The organism is Microbacterium sp. 22215 (genome assembly GCF_052045655.1).
GTDB lineage: Bacteria > Actinomycetota > Actinomycetes > Actinomycetales > Microbacteriaceae > Microbacterium > Microbacterium phyllosphaerae.
This window is the reverse complement of record NZ_JBQEPC010000004.1, coordinates 57,785-72,375: the sequence shown is the minus strand read 5'-3', so window position 1 is coordinate 72,375 and position 14,591 is coordinate 57,785. Positions and strand designations below refer to the sequence as shown.

General features: G+C 70.5%; 16 protein-coding genes. 13 read left to right on the top strand and 3 right to left on the bottom strand.

The window, feature by feature from the left end:
* The first annotated feature begins 6 nt into the window (after positions 1 to 6).
* The gene (locus ACTJKH_RS08200) at positions 7 to 2,949 is read left to right on the top strand and encodes a DUF5107 domain-containing protein (RefSeq protein ID WP_440736499.1); all 2,943 of its coding nucleotides are present in this window, start codon (positions 7 to 9) and stop codon (positions 2,947 to 2,949) included.
* Between the two features lie 25 nt (positions 2,950 to 2,974).
* On the opposite strand, the gene ACTJKH_RS08195 is transcribed toward ACTJKH_RS08200, so the two are convergent.
* Both ACTJKH_RS08195 and ACTJKH_RS08190 read right to left on the bottom strand, forming a co-directional pair.
* On the bottom strand, positions 2,975 to 3,946 hold the full coding sequence (locus ACTJKH_RS08195; protein ID WP_440736498.1) for an NADP-dependent oxidoreductase: 972 nt from the start codon (positions 3,944 to 3,946) through the stop codon (positions 2,975 to 2,977).
* Between the two features lie 74 nt (positions 3,947 to 4,020).
* Positions 4,021 to 4,926, bottom strand: coding sequence for an SDR family NAD(P)-dependent oxidoreductase (locus ACTJKH_RS08190; protein WP_440736497.1), 906 nt, complete (start codon positions 4,924 to 4,926; stop codon positions 4,021 to 4,023).
* Positions 4,927 to 5,086: 160 nt separating this feature from the next.
* On the opposite strand from ACTJKH_RS08190, the gene ACTJKH_RS08185 reads away from it, so the two are divergent.
* The 9 genes from ACTJKH_RS08185 to ACTJKH_RS08145 all read left to right on the top strand — a co-directional run bounded on the left by ACTJKH_RS08185 (position 5,087) and on the right by ACTJKH_RS08145 (position 10,720).
* Positions 5,087 to 5,611, top strand: a complete 525-nt coding sequence (locus ACTJKH_RS08185) for an Asp23/Gls24 family envelope stress response protein (RefSeq protein ID WP_210096215.1) — start codon at positions 5,087 to 5,089, stop codon at positions 5,609 to 5,611.
* Positions 5,608 to 5,796 carry a DUF2273 domain-containing protein gene (locus ACTJKH_RS08180; protein WP_056512003.1) on the top strand — a complete coding sequence of 63 codons (189 nt, stop codon included), beginning with the start codon at positions 5,608 to 5,610 and terminating at the stop codon, positions 5,794 to 5,796. The genes ACTJKH_RS08185 and ACTJKH_RS08180 overlap by 4 nt, the downstream gene beginning before the upstream one ends.
* 64 nt (positions 5,797 to 5,860) lie before the next feature.
* On the top strand, positions 5,861 to 6,172 hold the full coding sequence (locus tag ACTJKH_RS08175) for a hypothetical protein (RefSeq protein WP_440736496.1): 312 nt from the start codon (positions 5,861 to 5,863) through the stop codon (positions 6,170 to 6,172).
* On the top strand, positions 6,169 to 6,753 hold the full coding sequence (locus ACTJKH_RS08170; protein ID WP_440736495.1) for a DUF6286 domain-containing protein: 585 nt from the start codon (positions 6,169 to 6,171) through the stop codon (positions 6,751 to 6,753). Before ACTJKH_RS08175 ends, ACTJKH_RS08170 begins: the two co-directional genes overlap by 4 nt.
* Positions 6,750 to 7,364: a hypothetical protein gene (locus tag ACTJKH_RS08165; protein ID WP_440736494.1), complete on the top strand. Its 615-nt coding sequence runs from the start codon at positions 6,750 to 6,752 to the stop codon at positions 7,362 to 7,364. Before ACTJKH_RS08170 ends, ACTJKH_RS08165 begins: the two co-directional genes overlap by 4 nt.
* Before the next feature lie 41 nt (positions 7,365 to 7,405).
* Positions 7,406 to 7,618 carry a hypothetical protein gene (locus ACTJKH_RS08160; protein WP_440736493.1) on the top strand — a complete coding sequence of 71 codons (213 nt, stop codon included), beginning with the start codon at positions 7,406 to 7,408 and terminating at the stop codon, positions 7,616 to 7,618.
* A 100-nt stretch (positions 7,619 to 7,718) separates the two neighbouring features.
* The gene (locus ACTJKH_RS08155; protein ID WP_210096211.1) at positions 7,719 to 7,892 is read left to right on the top strand and encodes a CsbD family protein; all 174 of its coding nucleotides are present in this window, start codon (positions 7,719 to 7,721) and stop codon (positions 7,890 to 7,892) included.
* A gap of 89 nt (positions 7,893 to 7,981) precedes the next feature.
* Positions 7,982 to 8,860, top strand: coding sequence for a hypothetical protein (locus ACTJKH_RS08150; protein ID WP_440736492.1), 879 nt, complete (start codon positions 7,982 to 7,984; stop codon positions 8,858 to 8,860).
* A gap of 39 nt (positions 8,861 to 8,899) precedes the next feature.
* Positions 8,900 to 10,720: a glycoside hydrolase family 9 protein gene (locus ACTJKH_RS08145; RefSeq protein ID WP_440736491.1), complete on the top strand. Its 1,821-nt coding sequence runs from the start codon at positions 8,900 to 8,902 to the stop codon at positions 10,718 to 10,720.
* A gap of 31 nt (positions 10,721 to 10,751) precedes the next feature.
* On the opposite strand, the gene ACTJKH_RS08140 is transcribed toward ACTJKH_RS08145, so the two are convergent.
* Positions 10,752 to 11,375, bottom strand: coding sequence for an HD domain-containing protein (locus ACTJKH_RS08140; RefSeq protein WP_440736490.1), 624 nt, complete (start codon positions 11,373 to 11,375; stop codon positions 10,752 to 10,754).
* Between the two features lie 163 nt (positions 11,376 to 11,538).
* Between ACTJKH_RS08140 and ACTJKH_RS08135 the strand changes: the two genes are divergently transcribed.
* The 3 genes from ACTJKH_RS08135 to ACTJKH_RS08125 are packed head-to-tail and all read left to right on the top strand — an operon-like array spanning position 11,539 to position 14,590.
* Entirely contained in the window at positions 11,539 to 12,474 is a 936-nt protein-coding gene (locus ACTJKH_RS08135; protein WP_440736489.1) for an ABC transporter substrate-binding protein, read from the top strand.
* Positions 12,471 to 13,529, top strand: a complete 1,059-nt coding sequence (locus tag ACTJKH_RS08130) for a FecCD family ABC transporter permease (protein WP_440736488.1) — start codon at positions 12,471 to 12,473, stop codon at positions 13,527 to 13,529. The genes ACTJKH_RS08135 and ACTJKH_RS08130 overlap by 4 nt, the downstream gene beginning before the upstream one ends.
* Positions 13,526 to 14,590, top strand: a complete 1,065-nt coding sequence (locus ACTJKH_RS08125) for a FecCD family ABC transporter permease (protein WP_440736487.1) — start codon at positions 13,526 to 13,528, stop codon at positions 14,588 to 14,590. The genes ACTJKH_RS08130 and ACTJKH_RS08125 overlap by 4 nt, the downstream gene beginning before the upstream one ends.
* Position 14,591 lies beyond the last annotated feature (1 nt).

The following is a 14,591-nucleotide window of genomic DNA, read 5'->3' as shown; positions in this document are numbered from 1 at the left end:
CAGATCATGAGCACCGACACCACGACCCAGACCGCCGACCGCTCGAACGCGGAGCTCGTCCTGCCCGACGTGCCCGCAGCGCTGCGGGCGGATCTCGATGCCGGCCGCGCGGTCGCCTGGTACGAGGCGGTCGAGATCGACACGTACGAGCCGGACGCGCCGTCGACCTACCCGATGTACCTCGACCAGCGCGTCTATCAGGGGTCGAGCGGGCGCGTGTATCCGATGCCGTTCATCGAGCGGATCGCGTCGGCCCCGGTCCGTCGCCGGTGGAACGCCGTGCACATCGAGAACGCCTACCTCCGGCTGATGATCCTGCCCGAGCTCGGCGGACGCATCCACGTCGCCTACGACAAGACGACCGGCTACGACTTCTTCTACCGGAACAACGTCATCAAGCCCGCCCTGGTCGGTCTCACCGGTCCGTGGATGAGCGGCGGGGTCGAGTTCAACTGGCCTCAGCATCACCGCCCTGCGACGTTCCTGCCTGTGGAGTCGACCATCGAGCGTCACGACGACGGCAGCGTCACGGTGTGGTGCAGTGACCACGACCCGTTCGCCCGGATGCGCGGTACGCACGGCATCCACGTGGGCGCGAACAGCTCGACCGTGCGGGTCGACGTGCGACTGCACAACCGCACGAGCATCGCGCAGACCTTCCTCTGGTGGGCCAACGTCGCCGTGCGGGTGCACGATCAGTACCAGTCGTTCTTCCCCGAGGACGTGCGCCACGTCGCCGACCACGCGCGTCGCGCGCTCACCGGGTACCCGCAGGCCGACCGTCCGTACTACGGCGTCGACTACCGGGAGCGCGCCCGCCGCGAAACGGGTGCCGACCGCATCGACTGGTACCGCAACATCCCCGTGCCGACGTCGTACATGATCGTCGACACCGAGCACGAGTACTTCGGCGGGTACGACCACGACGCCCAGGCGGGCTTCGTGCACTGGGCCGACCGCCGCGTCGCGCCGGGTAAGAAGCAGTGGACCTGGGGTGATGCGCCCTTCGGCCACGCGTGGGATCGGCTGCTCACGGATGCCGATGGGCCCTACGTCGAGCTCATGGCCGGCGTCTACACCGACAACCAGCCCGACTTCAGCTGGCTGGCGCCGGGCGAGACCAAGCGCTTCAGCCAGTACTGGTACCCGATCCCCGGGATCGGCGTCGCGCATCAGGCCTCCACCGAGGCCGCGATCCACGTCGACCGGGACGGGGATCTGGTCGTGAAGGTGGCGGTGACGTCGCCGCAGGCCGGCGCTCGTCTCGAGATCCGCGACGCCGCCGGCATCCTGGTGTCCGGGCAGACGGCCGACCTCGCTCCCGGCGAGGTGTGGCTGGTGGAGTCCGGCATCCCGTGGGCATCCGGGCTGCGTGTGAGCCTGCGGGCGGCGACCGGAGCGACGCTCGTCGCGTGGCAGGAGGTCGCCTCCGACGAGGGCGAGGAGCCGTGGACCGCCACGGCCCCGCCCGCACCCGCCGATGTCGACAGCACCGACGAGCTCTACCTGATCGGGCTGCATCTGGTGCAGTACCGGCATCCGAGCCGTTCGCCGCTGCCCTACTGGGACGAGGCGCTGCGCCGGGATCCCTCCGACGCGCGGGTGCTCACCGGACTCGCGGAGCTCGCGTACCGGGCGGGCTCCTACGACCGGGCGAAGGACCTGCTCGACCGCGCGCTCGCGCGCATCACCGCCCGCAACGCCAACCCTCGGCACGCGGACGCTCTCTACCTGCTCGGCCTGGTCGAGCAGCGTCGAGGAGACGACGCCGCCGCCCGCCGTGCCTTCGCCAAGGCGTTCTGGGATGCGTCCTTCGTCGCCCCCGCCGGGCTCGAGATGGCGCGTCAGTCGGCGCAGGCGGGCGACCACGCCGCGGCCCTGCACGACCTCGACGAGCTGGATGCCGTGGCCTCCGACGACCGCAGACGGGGCGCGCTGCGCGTGGTGCTGCTGCGAAGGCTCGGTCGAGGTGCCGACGCCGAGGCGACGCTCCGGCGGCTCCGCGCCGAAGACCCCCTCGACCCGCTGCTCGGCTTCCTCGATACGGGTGCTCTGCCCGGCGACGGACGCACCTTCCTCGACCTGGCCGGCGAACTCGCGCGGGCCGGAGAGGTGGATGCCGCGCTGTCGGTTCTCGACGATGCCACCCGCGTGCCGCCGAGTGCCGCGGGCAACGTCGCACCGCTGGCCCGCTACCACCGCGCAGCGATCCTCGACCGGCTCGGCCTCGCCGACGATGCCGCACGCGAGCGCGCCGCGGCCAGGGAGGCGGACCGGCGCTGGACCTTCCCCGCCGGGCTCGACGACCACGACGTGCTCGTGGCGGCGCTCGCCGCAGAGCCGGACCCGGTCGCCGCGAGCCTGCTGGGTGCCCTGCTGTACGACGCGGGGAGGCGCGAGGAGGCTCTCGTGCTGTGGGAGCAGGCGATCGACGGGGGGCTCGACGACCCGATCGTGCATCGCAACGCGGGGTTGGCGAGCTACAACGTGGCGCACGACGATGTCCGTGCCGTGGCGCACTACGAGCGGGCTGTGGCCCTCGATCCGGGCGATGCGCGGCTGCTGTTCGAGCGCGACCAGCTGGCTGTCCGACTCGGAGAGACCGACATCGAGCGACGGGAGCGTCTCACCGACCGGTTCGACGTGGTCGCCGCCCGCGACGATCTCGTCGTGGCCTACGCCGACCTGCTGGTCAGCACGGGATCGGCCGCGGAGGCGCTCGCGCTTCTCGAGAGCCGCGTCTTCCAGCCATGGGAAGGCGGCGAGGGCCGGGTGCTCGGTGCCTGGGATCGGGCGCGCGACGCTCTCGGCCTGCCGCAGGGAGAGCCGCCGCTCAGCCTCGGCGAGGGGCGACCGGCGTACACGCCGCCGATCGCGCGGCATGCCGACGGCGAGATCGACTACTTCGCGACGAGCCTGCCCGACCTGCTGCTGTTCTCCCGGGGCTGAGCGTTCGCGCAGACCGGCGCGGTCGTCAGCCCGACGACCGCGCCTCGTCGGCTGCGTTCGTCACGACGACGATCTTGCCGGTCGCGTGCCCCTCGATCGAGCGGATGTACGCGTCGCGCACCTCGTCGAGCGGATGCACGGAGTCGATCGGCAGCTCGATCGTTCCGTCGGCCAGCAGCGCGGCGATCATCGCGAGTTCGGCGGTGCCGGCCGCGGCTCCCCCCACGCCGCGCACCGGATGCCGCTGCCGGGACTCGTAGTCTGCGACCGTGTTGACGCGCTCGGGCGGCACTCCGAGATCGAGCGCGAGATCGACCGTGCCATGGCCGACGGTGTCGAGCACGGCGGTCGGCCCGTCGGGCACGGCGGCGCGGACGGCATCCGCGAGTCCTTCTCCGTAGGCGAAGGGCTCGATGCCGAGTCGGCGCAGCAGCTCATGATTGCGCGGGCTCGCGGTGCCGAGCACCCTCGCTCCCCGTGTCACGCACAGCTGCGCGGTGAGGATGCCGACGCCGCCGGCTGCCCCGCTCACGAGCACGACATCATCGGGGCTGATGCGCTGCGACTCGACGCTGGCGACAGCGGTGCGGCCGACCACGTTGAGGGCACCGGCGACCACGAGCGAGAGGGCGTCCGGAACCCGCACGAGGAGGGTCGGATCGATCACGAGGTGGTCTGCCTGCGCGTGATAACGGAGTCCGCCGAAGACGCGGTCGCCGACGGCCCACCCCTCGACCTCGGAGCCGACCTCGTCGATGACTCCCGCGAAGTCGTACCCGTTGCCGGAGGGGAGCGAGCGCTCGTACGGATCGTGCATGGGTCGCCCACTGAACAGCTTCCAGTCGACGGGGTTCACGCCCGCCGCGGCGACGCGGACTCGAACCTCGTCGCGCGCGGGCCGGGGGATCGGTCGCTCCTCGATCTCGAGCACCTCAGGTCCGCCGAACCGGCGGAACACGACGCGCCTCGACGAGGACTCCACGACGTCAGGGGTCATGCGCCCAGCCTAGAAGCCGCAGGGCCGGGGAGGGCCGGGCCGTTGCCGTGACCTGCGACTCCGCGGCGACGCGTTCAGACCGTGAAGCGCACGTCGGTCATGTGCTCGGCCACCGACCACAGCTCGGCTCCCACGTCGACCGAGCGCACCTGCGCGCTCGCGGTGACCCGCTTCGGCGCTCCGCGGAACTCGAGCAGACCGCCGGGACCCCAGTAGTCGCCGCCGGTGGCATCCGCCGCGACCACCGCGTGCACGATCGGAGCGGCCCCGGCATCCTTCCCCTGCACGAGCGGGCGGGTGAGCGAGGCGAACGCCCGCGCCGCGGCCGAGACGTCGGCGAGGCCGTCGCGATGCGGGGTGAGCGGGTCGACGGCGTAGCCGGGATGCGCGCACAGGGCGGAGCGCGCCGTGCCCCGCCACCGACGGTTGAGTTCGAAGGCGAACGCCATGAGCGCGGCCTTCGACCGGCCGTACTGACGCAGGGAGGCCCCGGTCCACGGCTGCGAGAGCGTCGCGGGGTCGATCTGCGCGAAGCGATGGGCGAGCGAGCCGACCGCCACGACCCGCGCATCGTCGGCGAGCACATCGCCGAGCTGCGCGAGCAGGGCGAAGTGGCCGAGGAAGTTCGTCCCCACCATCAGGTCCAGTCCGTCGGTCGTGCGGGCGTCGCGATCCGCCGCCTTGACTCCCGCGTTGCAGATCACGGCGTCCACGCGCTCATCGAGCGACGCGGCTGCTGCCCGGATGCTCGCGAGAGACCCGAGATCGACCGAGAGGATGCCGAGGTCCGCCCCCGGCACATGAGCACGGATCGACGAGGCGGCGACCTCCGCGCGCTCGGACGACCGGCATCCGAGCAGCACCCGTGCACCGTGCGCGGCGAGGACCTCGGCGCACCAGTATCCGATGCCCGCGTTCGCTCCGGTGACGAGGATCGTGCGGCCGTGCAGGTCGGGTATTCCCGCCGAGGAGGACGTCATGCTCTCCAACCTAGGCGGCGTTCGAGGGGCCCTCAGAAGATTCTTCGACGAATCTGTGACGAATCCTCGCCTTCGCACGTCCTATCTGTGAGCGACCAACACGCTCCCGGTGAGGCCATCAGGTCTCGCAACCGGCACCACGTGAGACGAAGGAAAAGTCATGGCAACTCAGGATCAGAACACTCCCGCCAGCCCCGCCGAGAAGGAACTGGCACAGACTTCCGCCGCGCCGAAGCCGGCCGCATCCACCTCGCGTGTGGACCGCTCCTCCAGCTTCTCGACGTCGCGGATCCCCGCAGACACGGATGCCGCGGGCAAGACGGTCATCGCCGACGGCGTGGTCGCCAAGGTCGCCGGTATCGCCGCCCGTGAGGTCGCCGGCGTGTACGCGCTCGGTGGTGGCGGAGCCCGCGCCTTCGGTGCGATCCGCGACGTGATCAACGCCACCGACCTCGCCCAGGGCGTCAAGGTCGAGGTCGGCGAGACCCAGGCCGCCGCAGACCTGACGATCGTCGTCGAGTACCCCGCTCCCATCCAGGAGGTCGCGAACAACGTCCGCGCCGCCGTCGCCGGAGCGATCAGCCGCCTGGTCGGCCTCGAGGTCGTCGAGGTCAACGTCGAGGTCAACGACGTGCACGTGCCCGGTGACGACAGCAACGAGAACGAGGAGTCGCGCGTCTCATGACCCCCACCACCACGGGCGCCCTGATCGGCGCCCTCCTCGCCCTCGCTGCGCTGATGTTCGGATTCTGGGGCTTCCTGCTCATGGCTCTGTTCGCCGGCATCGGGGCACTCATCGGTCGGATCGCCTCCGGCAAGCTCGACGTCCGCGGTCTCGCGGACGCCTTCACCGGGCGGCGTACCTCCTGATGCGCGCCGACCAGCACCTCGCCGCCGGTGGNCCACCGAGGCCACCGTCCCTGGTCGCGTCGACGTGAAAGAACGCGTCTACCGCACGGTCACCGAACAGGCGTCCGCAACCCTGATCGGTGTCCCTCGCGGTGACGTGAAGGTCGACGTGACCGAACACCCCGGCGGGATCGCGGTGCGCATCGCCACACCGCTTCCCGTCCCGGATCTCGACGACACCGTCGCGATCTCCCAGAGCGTCCCCGTGCTCGATCGGGCCCGCCAGCTGCAGGAGCAGCTCCAGCGGAACCTGACCGACGTCCTCGGACGCGACGTCACCCGCATCAACCTCACCATCACCGGTGCGACCATTCCTGAGAGGAGACGAGTGCGATGAGCACCCCGGTTCTTCGTCGCGTCATCCGACGCGAGACGCATTCGCCGCGCACCGTCGCGATGTTCGTGGCGGTCATCCTCCTCATCCTCGCCCTGGCCTACATCGGACTCGAGATCGTGCTGAGCCTCGCCGCCCAGCCCGCGCTCCTGCTCGGTCCGGCCGCGGCCGGCGGATGGCTGGTCGGCCTTCCCACCGCGCAGCCCGCCGGGCTCGTGATCGCAGGCAGCGTCGTGCTCGCCCTCATCGGGGTCGTGTTCGTCGTTCTCGCCCTCACGCCGGGCCGCCTGTCGAAGCACACCCTCGACGCGGGAGACCGGGCGGTCGTCGTCGACAACGGCGTGATCGCGAGCGCTCTCGCCCAGCACCTCTCGGAGGAGACGGGCCTCGCCCGCGACAACATCACCGTCGGCGTGGGCCACCGCGGGGTCGACGTCACCGTGCGCCCCGGCGCCGGCATCCCGATCGACAAGGGCGCGGTGCAGTCCGCTGCCGACGCCGAGCTGCAGACGTACCGACTCGCCAGGAGCGTCCGCACCCGGGTGCGCATCGAGCGCCCCACCGAGCAGGAGGACGAGCTGTGAACAACACGAACCGTGCGTTGAACCGCACTCTGCTGCTGATCATCGGGCTGCTGTTCCTGGCCCTCGGCGCCCTCGGCATCGCGATCATGAGCTGGCCCACCGCGACGGACATCTGGACGTCGGCCGGCAAGGACGCCCGCTCCTGGCTCGACCAGGCGATCGCCGCCACCGCGATCGCCGGCGGCAGCCTCTCGTGGATCGGGATCGGCGCCGTCGCGGCGATCCTCGTGGTCATCGTGCTGCTGATCCTCGCCCTCACCAGCATCGCCGGGCGTCGGTCGAAGACGGCCTTCCGTTCGACGGGGGCGGAGAACCCGCTCGGGCGGGTCACCGTCACCGAATCGTTCGTGTCGGATGCCGTGAAGAACTCGCTCGCGACGAGGGACGAGATCCTCTCGGCCCAGGTCACGGCGAACGACATCCGCAACACCCCGGTGCTGCACGTGGCGGTCACGCCGCGACAGAACACCGACCCGCGTGAGGTCGTCGATCACATCGACCGTCTTCTCACCAACCTCGCCACCCTGACCGGCCGTGACACCGAGACCTATGTCTCGATCCACACCGGGCTCCGTGCGCGTCTCGCCCACGACCAGCGCCGGCTGTCCTGAACACCGGCCGTCGTCCCCTCTCTCAGGAAGCAGGAACCATCATGCGAAACAAGATCCTCCTCATCGGCGCCGTCGCCTTCGTCGCCTACATCCTGGGCAGCCGGTCGGCGACCGTGCAGGTGAACAAGGGCGAGTCGGTCCGGCATCAGCTCGTGCGGATGTGGAACGACCCCAAGGCGAAGAAGGAACGAGCCAAGACCGCCAATAAGGCGGCCAAGGCCGCGGAGAAGGCGCTCGACAAGGTTCGTCGCTGAGATCCGTCCACCCACTTATCGTCGGTCGCGAAGAGCAACGGCGATAAGACCGCGGGAATCCTCCCGCAGTCAACGATCACCCTCACGAAAGGAGCTCCTCATGGGACTCGACGACAAGATCAAGAACGCGGCTCAGGACATCGCCGGCAAGGCGAAGGAAGCGATCGGCAACGCGACCGACAACGACAAGCTCGTCGCCGAAGGCAAGGCCGACCAGGTCAAGGCCGACGCGAAGAAGGCCGGCGAGAACGTCAAGGACGCGTTCAAGAAGTAAGACCCCCGGCGCGGGCGGGTGGAGGGCGATTCACACCTCCACCCGCCCGTTGCTGTGCGCGCGGGGGTCGTCATGAGACGATGCCGGGGATGGATGCCGCCGCCGAAGCCGAACTGCGCGAGCTGCGTGCTCGCGCCTACGGCCCCCATGCCGACATCGCGACGGACCCGGTGGCACTGCGTCGCCTGCAGGAGCTGGAGTCATCCCGCGTCGCGACATCCGCGCGGCACGGGGGCGGCAGCACGACCGCGAGTGGCGGTCCGGGGGCTGCCCGCGACAGCGGTGATCGCCGCGATCCCGGCGAGATCTCGGAACTGCGTGTCGTGCTCCCCGCCGCCGACGAGTCCCGGGCGAGCGATGACCTCATCGAGAGGCTGGACGACGACTCGTTCTGGGACGACCCCGACGCGGACGATGAAGAGTCCGAGGAGACCGATTGGCGCGCGCGTCTCGTGCGCTGGCGCACTCCGCTCTGGGTCGCGTCCGTCGTGGCATCCGCCGCGCTGGCAGGCACGATGGCCTTCGCGCTCGCGTCGATAGCGCCGGTGTCGTCGTCTGCCGGAGCACCCCAGATCGACACGCTCACCCTGTCGAGCGCGGGCGTGATCCCTCCCGGCTGGTTCGGTGCGGAGAAGGATGCCGTGTCTGCGGACTTCTACGGCCTGACGGTGTTCGTGACCCCGACGTGGTCCTCGGAGTCGGGCGATCGCTCAGCCGAAGACCGATGCATCAATGTGGTGAGCACCGACCAGCTGCCGGAATGGCGCGACTACAACGAGTCGTCCTGGGGGTTCGAAGGGCAGATGTACTCGGACTGCGGCATGGGGGTGTTCCCGGCGACCGCCGAGGTGCCTCTCGGCGGATTCGCCCCCGACGAGCTGCGCGAGCGCTACCCCTCGGGCACGACGCTGCAGTTCGTCCTCGACGGCGACAGTGTCGGGGTCTTCCTCGACTCGAGCGAGGAGTAGTCCATCCATCGCATCAGGGCCGCAGCGGCTGCGTCGGCGATGACCGTCGCCCTGCTTCTCACCTCCTGTTCTGCGCCCGAGTCGGCCGACGCGCAGGTTCGGGTCGACCAGACCGGGTACATCGTGGGGGAGTCGAAGACGGCGTACGCGATGGGCGACGCGGATGCTCTCGAGGACGCCGGCTACCGCGTTCTGGATGCGGAGGGCGAGGTGGTCGTCGAGGGAGACCTCGGCGGCGGCGGCGGCGCGTGGAACGACGAGTACGACGCCGTCCACCGGATCGACCTCTCGGATGTCGACGGTGCCGGCGTGTACCGGATCGAGCTCACCGGCGGAGCCCAGGGCAGCTCGCCGGAGTTCACGGTCTCGTCCGCGGAGGAGGTGCTGCGGCCGCTCGCCGACCTGACGGTGACGTTCTTCCAGGCTCAGCGCGACGGCGCCGACGTGATCCCCGAGGTCATGCGCCGCAAGCCGTCTCACCTTCTGGACGCCGCGGCGACGGTGTACGAGACACCGACCTACGAAGACGGTGGCCAGACACTCGTCGGCGACCTCGAGCCGTCCGGCCTCCCTCACTGGGATGTCTCGGGCGGCTGGTTCGACGCCGGCGACTTCCTGAAGTTCACCGGGACCACCGCGTACGCCACGACGGCGATGATCGTGGCCGAGCGGGGCGGCGCGACGGCATCCGATGATCTGGCCGCGGAGATCGAGTTCGGACTCGACTGGCTCGACCGGATGTGGGATGACGAGACGCAGACCCTCGCCCTGCAGGTCGGCATCGGGAACGGCAACGACGCCGTGCGCACCGACCACGACGTCTGGCGTCTGCCGGAGGACGACGACGCGAACGCGGCACCCGAGGGTGATCCCGACTACACGATCTCCCACCGACCGGTCTTCCTCGCGGGCGAGGCCGGGGCCAGCATCCAGCCGTCCGTCGCCGGGCGCGTCGCCGCCGCCTTCGCCCTCGCCTCCCAGCGTGCAGCCTCCCAGGGCGACGAAGAGGCCGCGACGACCTGGCTCACGAAGGCCGCCGACATCTACGCCCTCGCCGACACCGATCCCGCCGCGAACGCCACCGCCGTCCCCGCCGAGTTCTACCCGGAGGACTCGTGGCAGGACGACCTGGAACTCGCCGCGGTCGAGCTCGCGCTCGCCGCAGAAGCCGTCGACGACGATCGGGCGCGTGGGTGGCTGGACGACTCCGCCGCGTGGGCGACGGCGTACATCGACTCCGATGTGCGGGGCACCCTCGGTGTCGGCGATGTCAGCGCGCTCGCCCATGCGGAGCTCGCCGCACAGGATGAGGCCGTGGCGCCGTTGCTGATCGACGACCTGCGCCGTCAGCTCGACTCGGGAGTCGACGCCGCAGCGAGCGATCCGTTCGGTGCCGGTGTGAGTCTGGTCGAGTTCGATTCGGTACCGTTCGCGTTCGGGCTGATCGCGACCGCGGGGTACTACGAACGGGTGACGGGCGACGACGGTTATCGCGAGTTCGCCGAGCAGCAACGAGCCTGGGTCTTCGGCGCGAACGCCTGGGGGAGCAGCTTCATGATCGGCGCGGGCGACACCTACCCGCAGTGTCCCGAGCATCAGGTGGCGAACCTCGCGGACGCGGGCCCGCTTCTCGGCGCGGTCGTGAACGGTCCGAACGCCGCGGAGCAGCTGGAGGAGTTGAACCGGTTCGAGACGATGGTGCCGTGCGAATCGGATGCCGCTGACGGGGCCGACTGGGCGGAGTTCGACGGCCAGGGGTCCCGCTACCTCGACGACGTCGGTGCGTGGCAGACGGTGGAACCGGCGATCGACTTCACCGCGACCGCGCTGCTCGGCCTGACCGCAGGTCTGCAGGGGTGATCAGCGGCAGGCCGTGAGCTCGACCGCTGCGTCAGCCGAGCGGGTTGTCCGCCAGCTTGCGGACGACGCCGCCCTCGACCAGTCGGTGTGCCGCGGTGTGCGGCTTGCGCGCCGCCTGGTCGACGACGCCGGTGCCGAACTCCTGGGCGAGGTCGAGGCGCGGGTACGCGTCGAGCACCTCGCGGATGAAGGATGCGGGAAGCGCATCGGGCCGCGCGCCGGAGATGTCGAGACCGGTCGCGATCTCGAGCAGGTATCCCTCGACGTCGAGGTCGGGATCGACGGCGGGCCAGTTGTGGCGAACGATCACCTCGAGCGCGCGCTGGCCACGGTGCTCGTCCCATCCGGCGCCCCGGGTGAGCGCGACGGCCACATGGCCCCCTGACTCCTCATACGAGCGGAAGACGTTGTCGAACTCGGGCACCAGGCCGATGTCGTGCAGCACGGCGGCGACGTAGAGGAGTTCGTGGTCGATGTCCGAGCGGCCCTCGACGACCGCGAAGGCCTCGGCCCACAGCCATGACCGCAGCACGTGATTCAGCAGGGCCGGGGAGTGATACTGCGTGGCGAGCGACAGAGCGGCGCGCGCCGCTGCCGAACTCGGTGCGTCGAACGAGGCCAGTGTCAGGTGGTCGGGCGTCGCGTTCTCACTCATGCCGGTCAGCGTATCGCTGCGGCCGCTTGCGACGAGAACGTCGGATGACACAATGACCGGATGCGTCGTCGTACAGGCCGGGCGAACCCACCTGTTAGGGTTGCCTAACCAACATCGATCGTCTCGGTGTCGTCCCCTCCCCGGTCCCGAAAGGTCATTCCCCATGCCCTCCCGCCTCCGTCGCCGCGCCACTGCGGCCCTCGCCGTCTCGACCTGCGCCGTGCTCCTGCTCGTCGGCTGCGCCGCCGAGCCGACCGCCGCCACCGACGAACCGGCCGCCGCGTCCGGCACCCACGAGGTCGAGCATGCCCGCGGGACCACCGAGGTCCCCGACGACCCGCAGCGCGTGGTGACGCTCGAGCCGCTCGAGCTCGACACCGCGGTCGCGGTCGGCATCGAGCCGGTCGGGGCCGCCGTCGCGAGCAACGTCACGGGTGCGCCGGCCTACCTCGAGGTCGACGGCGTCGAGCCCGTCGGCACGGTGCCCGAGCCCGATCTCGAGGCGATCGCGGCGCTCAAGCCCGATCTGATCCTCGGCACCGAGGCGCGGCATTCCGAGCTCTACGAGCAGCTCGCGGCCATCGCCCCCACCGTGTTCATCGAGACCCAGGCCGATCCGTGGCGCGACAACGCTCTGCTGATCGGCGAGGCTCTGGGTCGCGAAGACGAGGTGGCCGATCTGCTGGCGGCGGTCGACGAGCGGTGCGAGGCGCTCGCCGACGAGTACGACGTCGACGGTCAGACCGCTCAGCTGATCCGTCCCCGCGACGAGACCACGCTCAGCCTCTACGGCCCGGTCTCGTTCTCGGGAAGCCTGCTCGAGTGCGTCGGATTCACGATCCCCGAGCAGGACTGGGCCGACGGCCTGCAGGCCGACCTCTCGCCCGAGAACATCCTCTCGGCGAAGGCCGACCACGTGTTCGTCACAGTGAGCGACGTCGACGACGCCTCCGAGATCCCCGCGGCGATCACGCAGAACGCCGCCGCCTTTCCCTCGGTGACCCCGGTCGACACGAGCTACTGGGTGTCGGGCGTGGGCCCCAAGGGCGCACAGACCGTGCTCGACGACATCGAGACGTATCTCGAAAAGAGCCGTTGACCGCTCTCTCCCTGACCCAGACGCCGGCGCCGCCCACGCGGCGCCGGCGTTCTCCGCACCGTGGGGCCCGCGCGGTCGGCGGGACGATCGTGCTCCTCGCCCTGCTCGCGCTCGCGGTCGTGCTCTCTCTCACAGTCGGCGCGAACCCGCTCTCTCCGCAGACGGTGTGGACCACGCTGCAGGGCGGCGGGAACCCCGAGACCGACTACATCGTGTTCGACCTACGCATCCCCCGCACCGTCACGGGTCTCGTGGCCGGTGCCGCGCTGGGAGTGGCGGGGGCGCTGATCCAGGCCTTCACCCGCAATCCGCTCGCCGACCCCGGCATCCTCGGGGTCAACGCCGGTGCCGCGCTCGCCGTCGCGCTGGGCGTGACCTTCCTCGGTCTGCGCGACGTCTCGCAGTTCGTGTGGCTCGCTTTCCTCGGCGCGCTCGTCGTCACGGTGGCCGTGTACCTCATCGGGTCCTCCGGACGCGGCTCGGCCGATCCGCTGCGCCTCACCCTCGCCGGCGTCGCGCTCGGTGCCGTGCTTTCGGGAATCACGACCGGACTCTCGTTGAGCGACCCCGATGCCTTCGATTCGATGCGCAGCTGGAATGCCGGGTCACTCCTCGGTCGCGGCTTCGACGTCATCCTGCCGGTGCTCCCGTTCGTGGTGGTGGGACTGATGCTCGCGCTGCTCCTCGCCCCCGGTCTCAATGCGATCGGTCTCGGTGAAGACGTCGCCCGCGCGCAGGGCGCCAACGTCGCGGGCATCCGCATCGGCGTCATCGCCGCCGTCACGCTGCTTGCCGGCGCCGCGACCGCCCTCGCCGGCCCGATCTCGTTCATCGGCCTCATGGTGCCGCACGTGATCCGGTGGACGTTCGGCGTCGATCAGCGCGTGATCCTGCCGCTCTCAGCCGTGCTCGCGCCCGTCATCCTGCTGTTCGCCGACGTGCTCGGCCGCATCATCATCGCCCCGGCCGAGGTGCCGGTCGGCATCGTGGCGGCGTTCGTGGGGGCTCCCGTGCTGATCGTTCTGGCCCGCAGACGCAAGGCGAGTGCACTGTGAGCTCGTCGCGAGTGGTCACGCTCACCGACGTCGGATACCGCCGACGGATCCTGCGACTCGGACCGCTGAGGATGCCGGTGCGACAGCGCAGCATCCTCGCGGGAGTCGCTGCGGTGGGTGTTCTCATCGTGCTGACGGTGCTGGCGCTGGGGCTCGGCACCTACCCCCTCACGCCGCAGCAGGTCGTGCAGACGCTGTTCGGCGGCGGAGACGCCATGGACCGCACGGTCGTGATCGACTGGCGGCTCCCGCGGGCGGTCGCCGCGATCACAGTCGGCGCGCTCCTGGGCATCGCGGGTGCGCTGTTCCAGACCGTGACGAGGAATCCGCTCGCGAGCCCCGACATCCTCGGCCTCTCCAATGGTGCGTTCACCGGCATGCTGCTCGCGCTGGTGCTCGTCTCGGGCAGTTGGCCGGTGTTGACCGTCGGCTCACTCGTCGGCGGATTCGTCACGGCCGCGGTGATCTGGCTGCTGTCCGCGCGCGGAGGCGTGCAGGGATTCCGCCTGATCGTCGTCGGGATCGGCGTCTCGGCGATCCTCGCCTCGCTGAACACGTGGATGCTGTTGCAGATCGAACTGGAGACGGCGATGTTCGCCTCGGCCTGGGGGACCGGGTCGCTGAACGGCGTCACCGCCGGTCCGCTCGCCGGGGCACTCGCATGCGCCCTGCCGTTCGTCGCCGCCGCCGTGCTGCTCGTGCCGCGGCTGCGTCAGCTCGGTCTCGGCGACGACATGGCGGCATCCACCGGCGCCAGGCCGGGAGCGATCCGCGCCGGAGCGCTGCTGATCGGCGTCGCGCTCGTCGCTGCGGCCACCACCGTCGCAGGACCTGTCGCGTTCGTCGCCCTCGCCGCACCGCAGATCGCACGCCTCGTCGCCCGCACCCCGCACCTGTCGCTCGTGCTCTCGGGGCTGTTCGGCGGCGTGCTGCTGCTGGGTGCCGACCTCATCGCGCAGCACGTGCTGCCCACCGCCCTGCCTGTCGGCGTCGTCACCGTGTCGGTCGGCGGCGCCTATCTCGTGCTCATGATCATCCTGGAGATCCGCCGCCGTGCCTGAC

Excerpts from the sequence above, each read along its gene's own strand:
- ACTJKH_RS08140 (WP_440736490.1), bottom strand. The coding sequence starts at position 11,375 with ATGAGTGAGAACGCGACGCCCGACCACCTGACACTGGCCTCGTTCGAC.
- ACTJKH_RS08195 (WP_440736498.1), bottom strand. The coding sequence starts at position 3,946 with ATGACCCCTGACGTCGTGGAGTCCTCGTCGAGGCGCGTCGTGTTCCGC.
- ACTJKH_RS08160 (WP_440736493.1), top strand. The coding sequence starts at position 7,406 with ATGCGAAACAAGATCCTCCTCATCGGCGCCGTCGCCTTCGTCGCCTAC.
- ACTJKH_RS08150 (WP_440736492.1), top strand. The coding sequence starts at position 7,982 with ATGGATGCCGCCGCCGAAGCCGAACTGCGCGAGCTGCGTGCTCGCGCC.
- ACTJKH_RS08190 (WP_440736497.1), bottom strand. The coding sequence starts at position 4,926 with ATGACGTCCTCCTCGGCGGGAATACCCGACCTGCACGGCCGCACGATC.
- ACTJKH_RS08135 (WP_440736489.1), top strand. The coding sequence starts at position 11,539 with ATGCCCTCCCGCCTCCGTCGCCGCGCCACTGCGGCCCTCGCCGTCTCG.
- ACTJKH_RS08200 (WP_440736499.1), top strand. The coding sequence starts at position 7 with ATGAGCACCGACACCACGACCCAGACCGCCGACCGCTCGAACGCGGAG.
- ACTJKH_RS08180 (WP_056512003.1), top strand. The coding sequence starts at position 5,608 with ATGACCCCCACCACCACGGGCGCCCTGATCGGCGCCCTCCTCGCCCTC.
- ACTJKH_RS08185 (WP_210096215.1), top strand. The coding sequence starts at position 5,087 with ATGGCAACTCAGGATCAGAACACTCCCGCCAGCCCCGCCGAGAAGGAA.
- ACTJKH_RS08170 (WP_440736495.1), top strand. The coding sequence starts at position 6,169 with ATGAGCACCCCGGTTCTTCGTCGCGTCATCCGACGCGAGACGCATTCG.
- ACTJKH_RS08145 (WP_440736491.1), top strand. The coding sequence starts at position 8,900 with ATGACCGTCGCCCTGCTTCTCACCTCCTGTTCTGCGCCCGAGTCGGCC.
- ACTJKH_RS08155 (WP_210096211.1), top strand. The coding sequence starts at position 7,719 with ATGGGACTCGACGACAAGATCAAGAACGCGGCTCAGGACATCGCCGGC.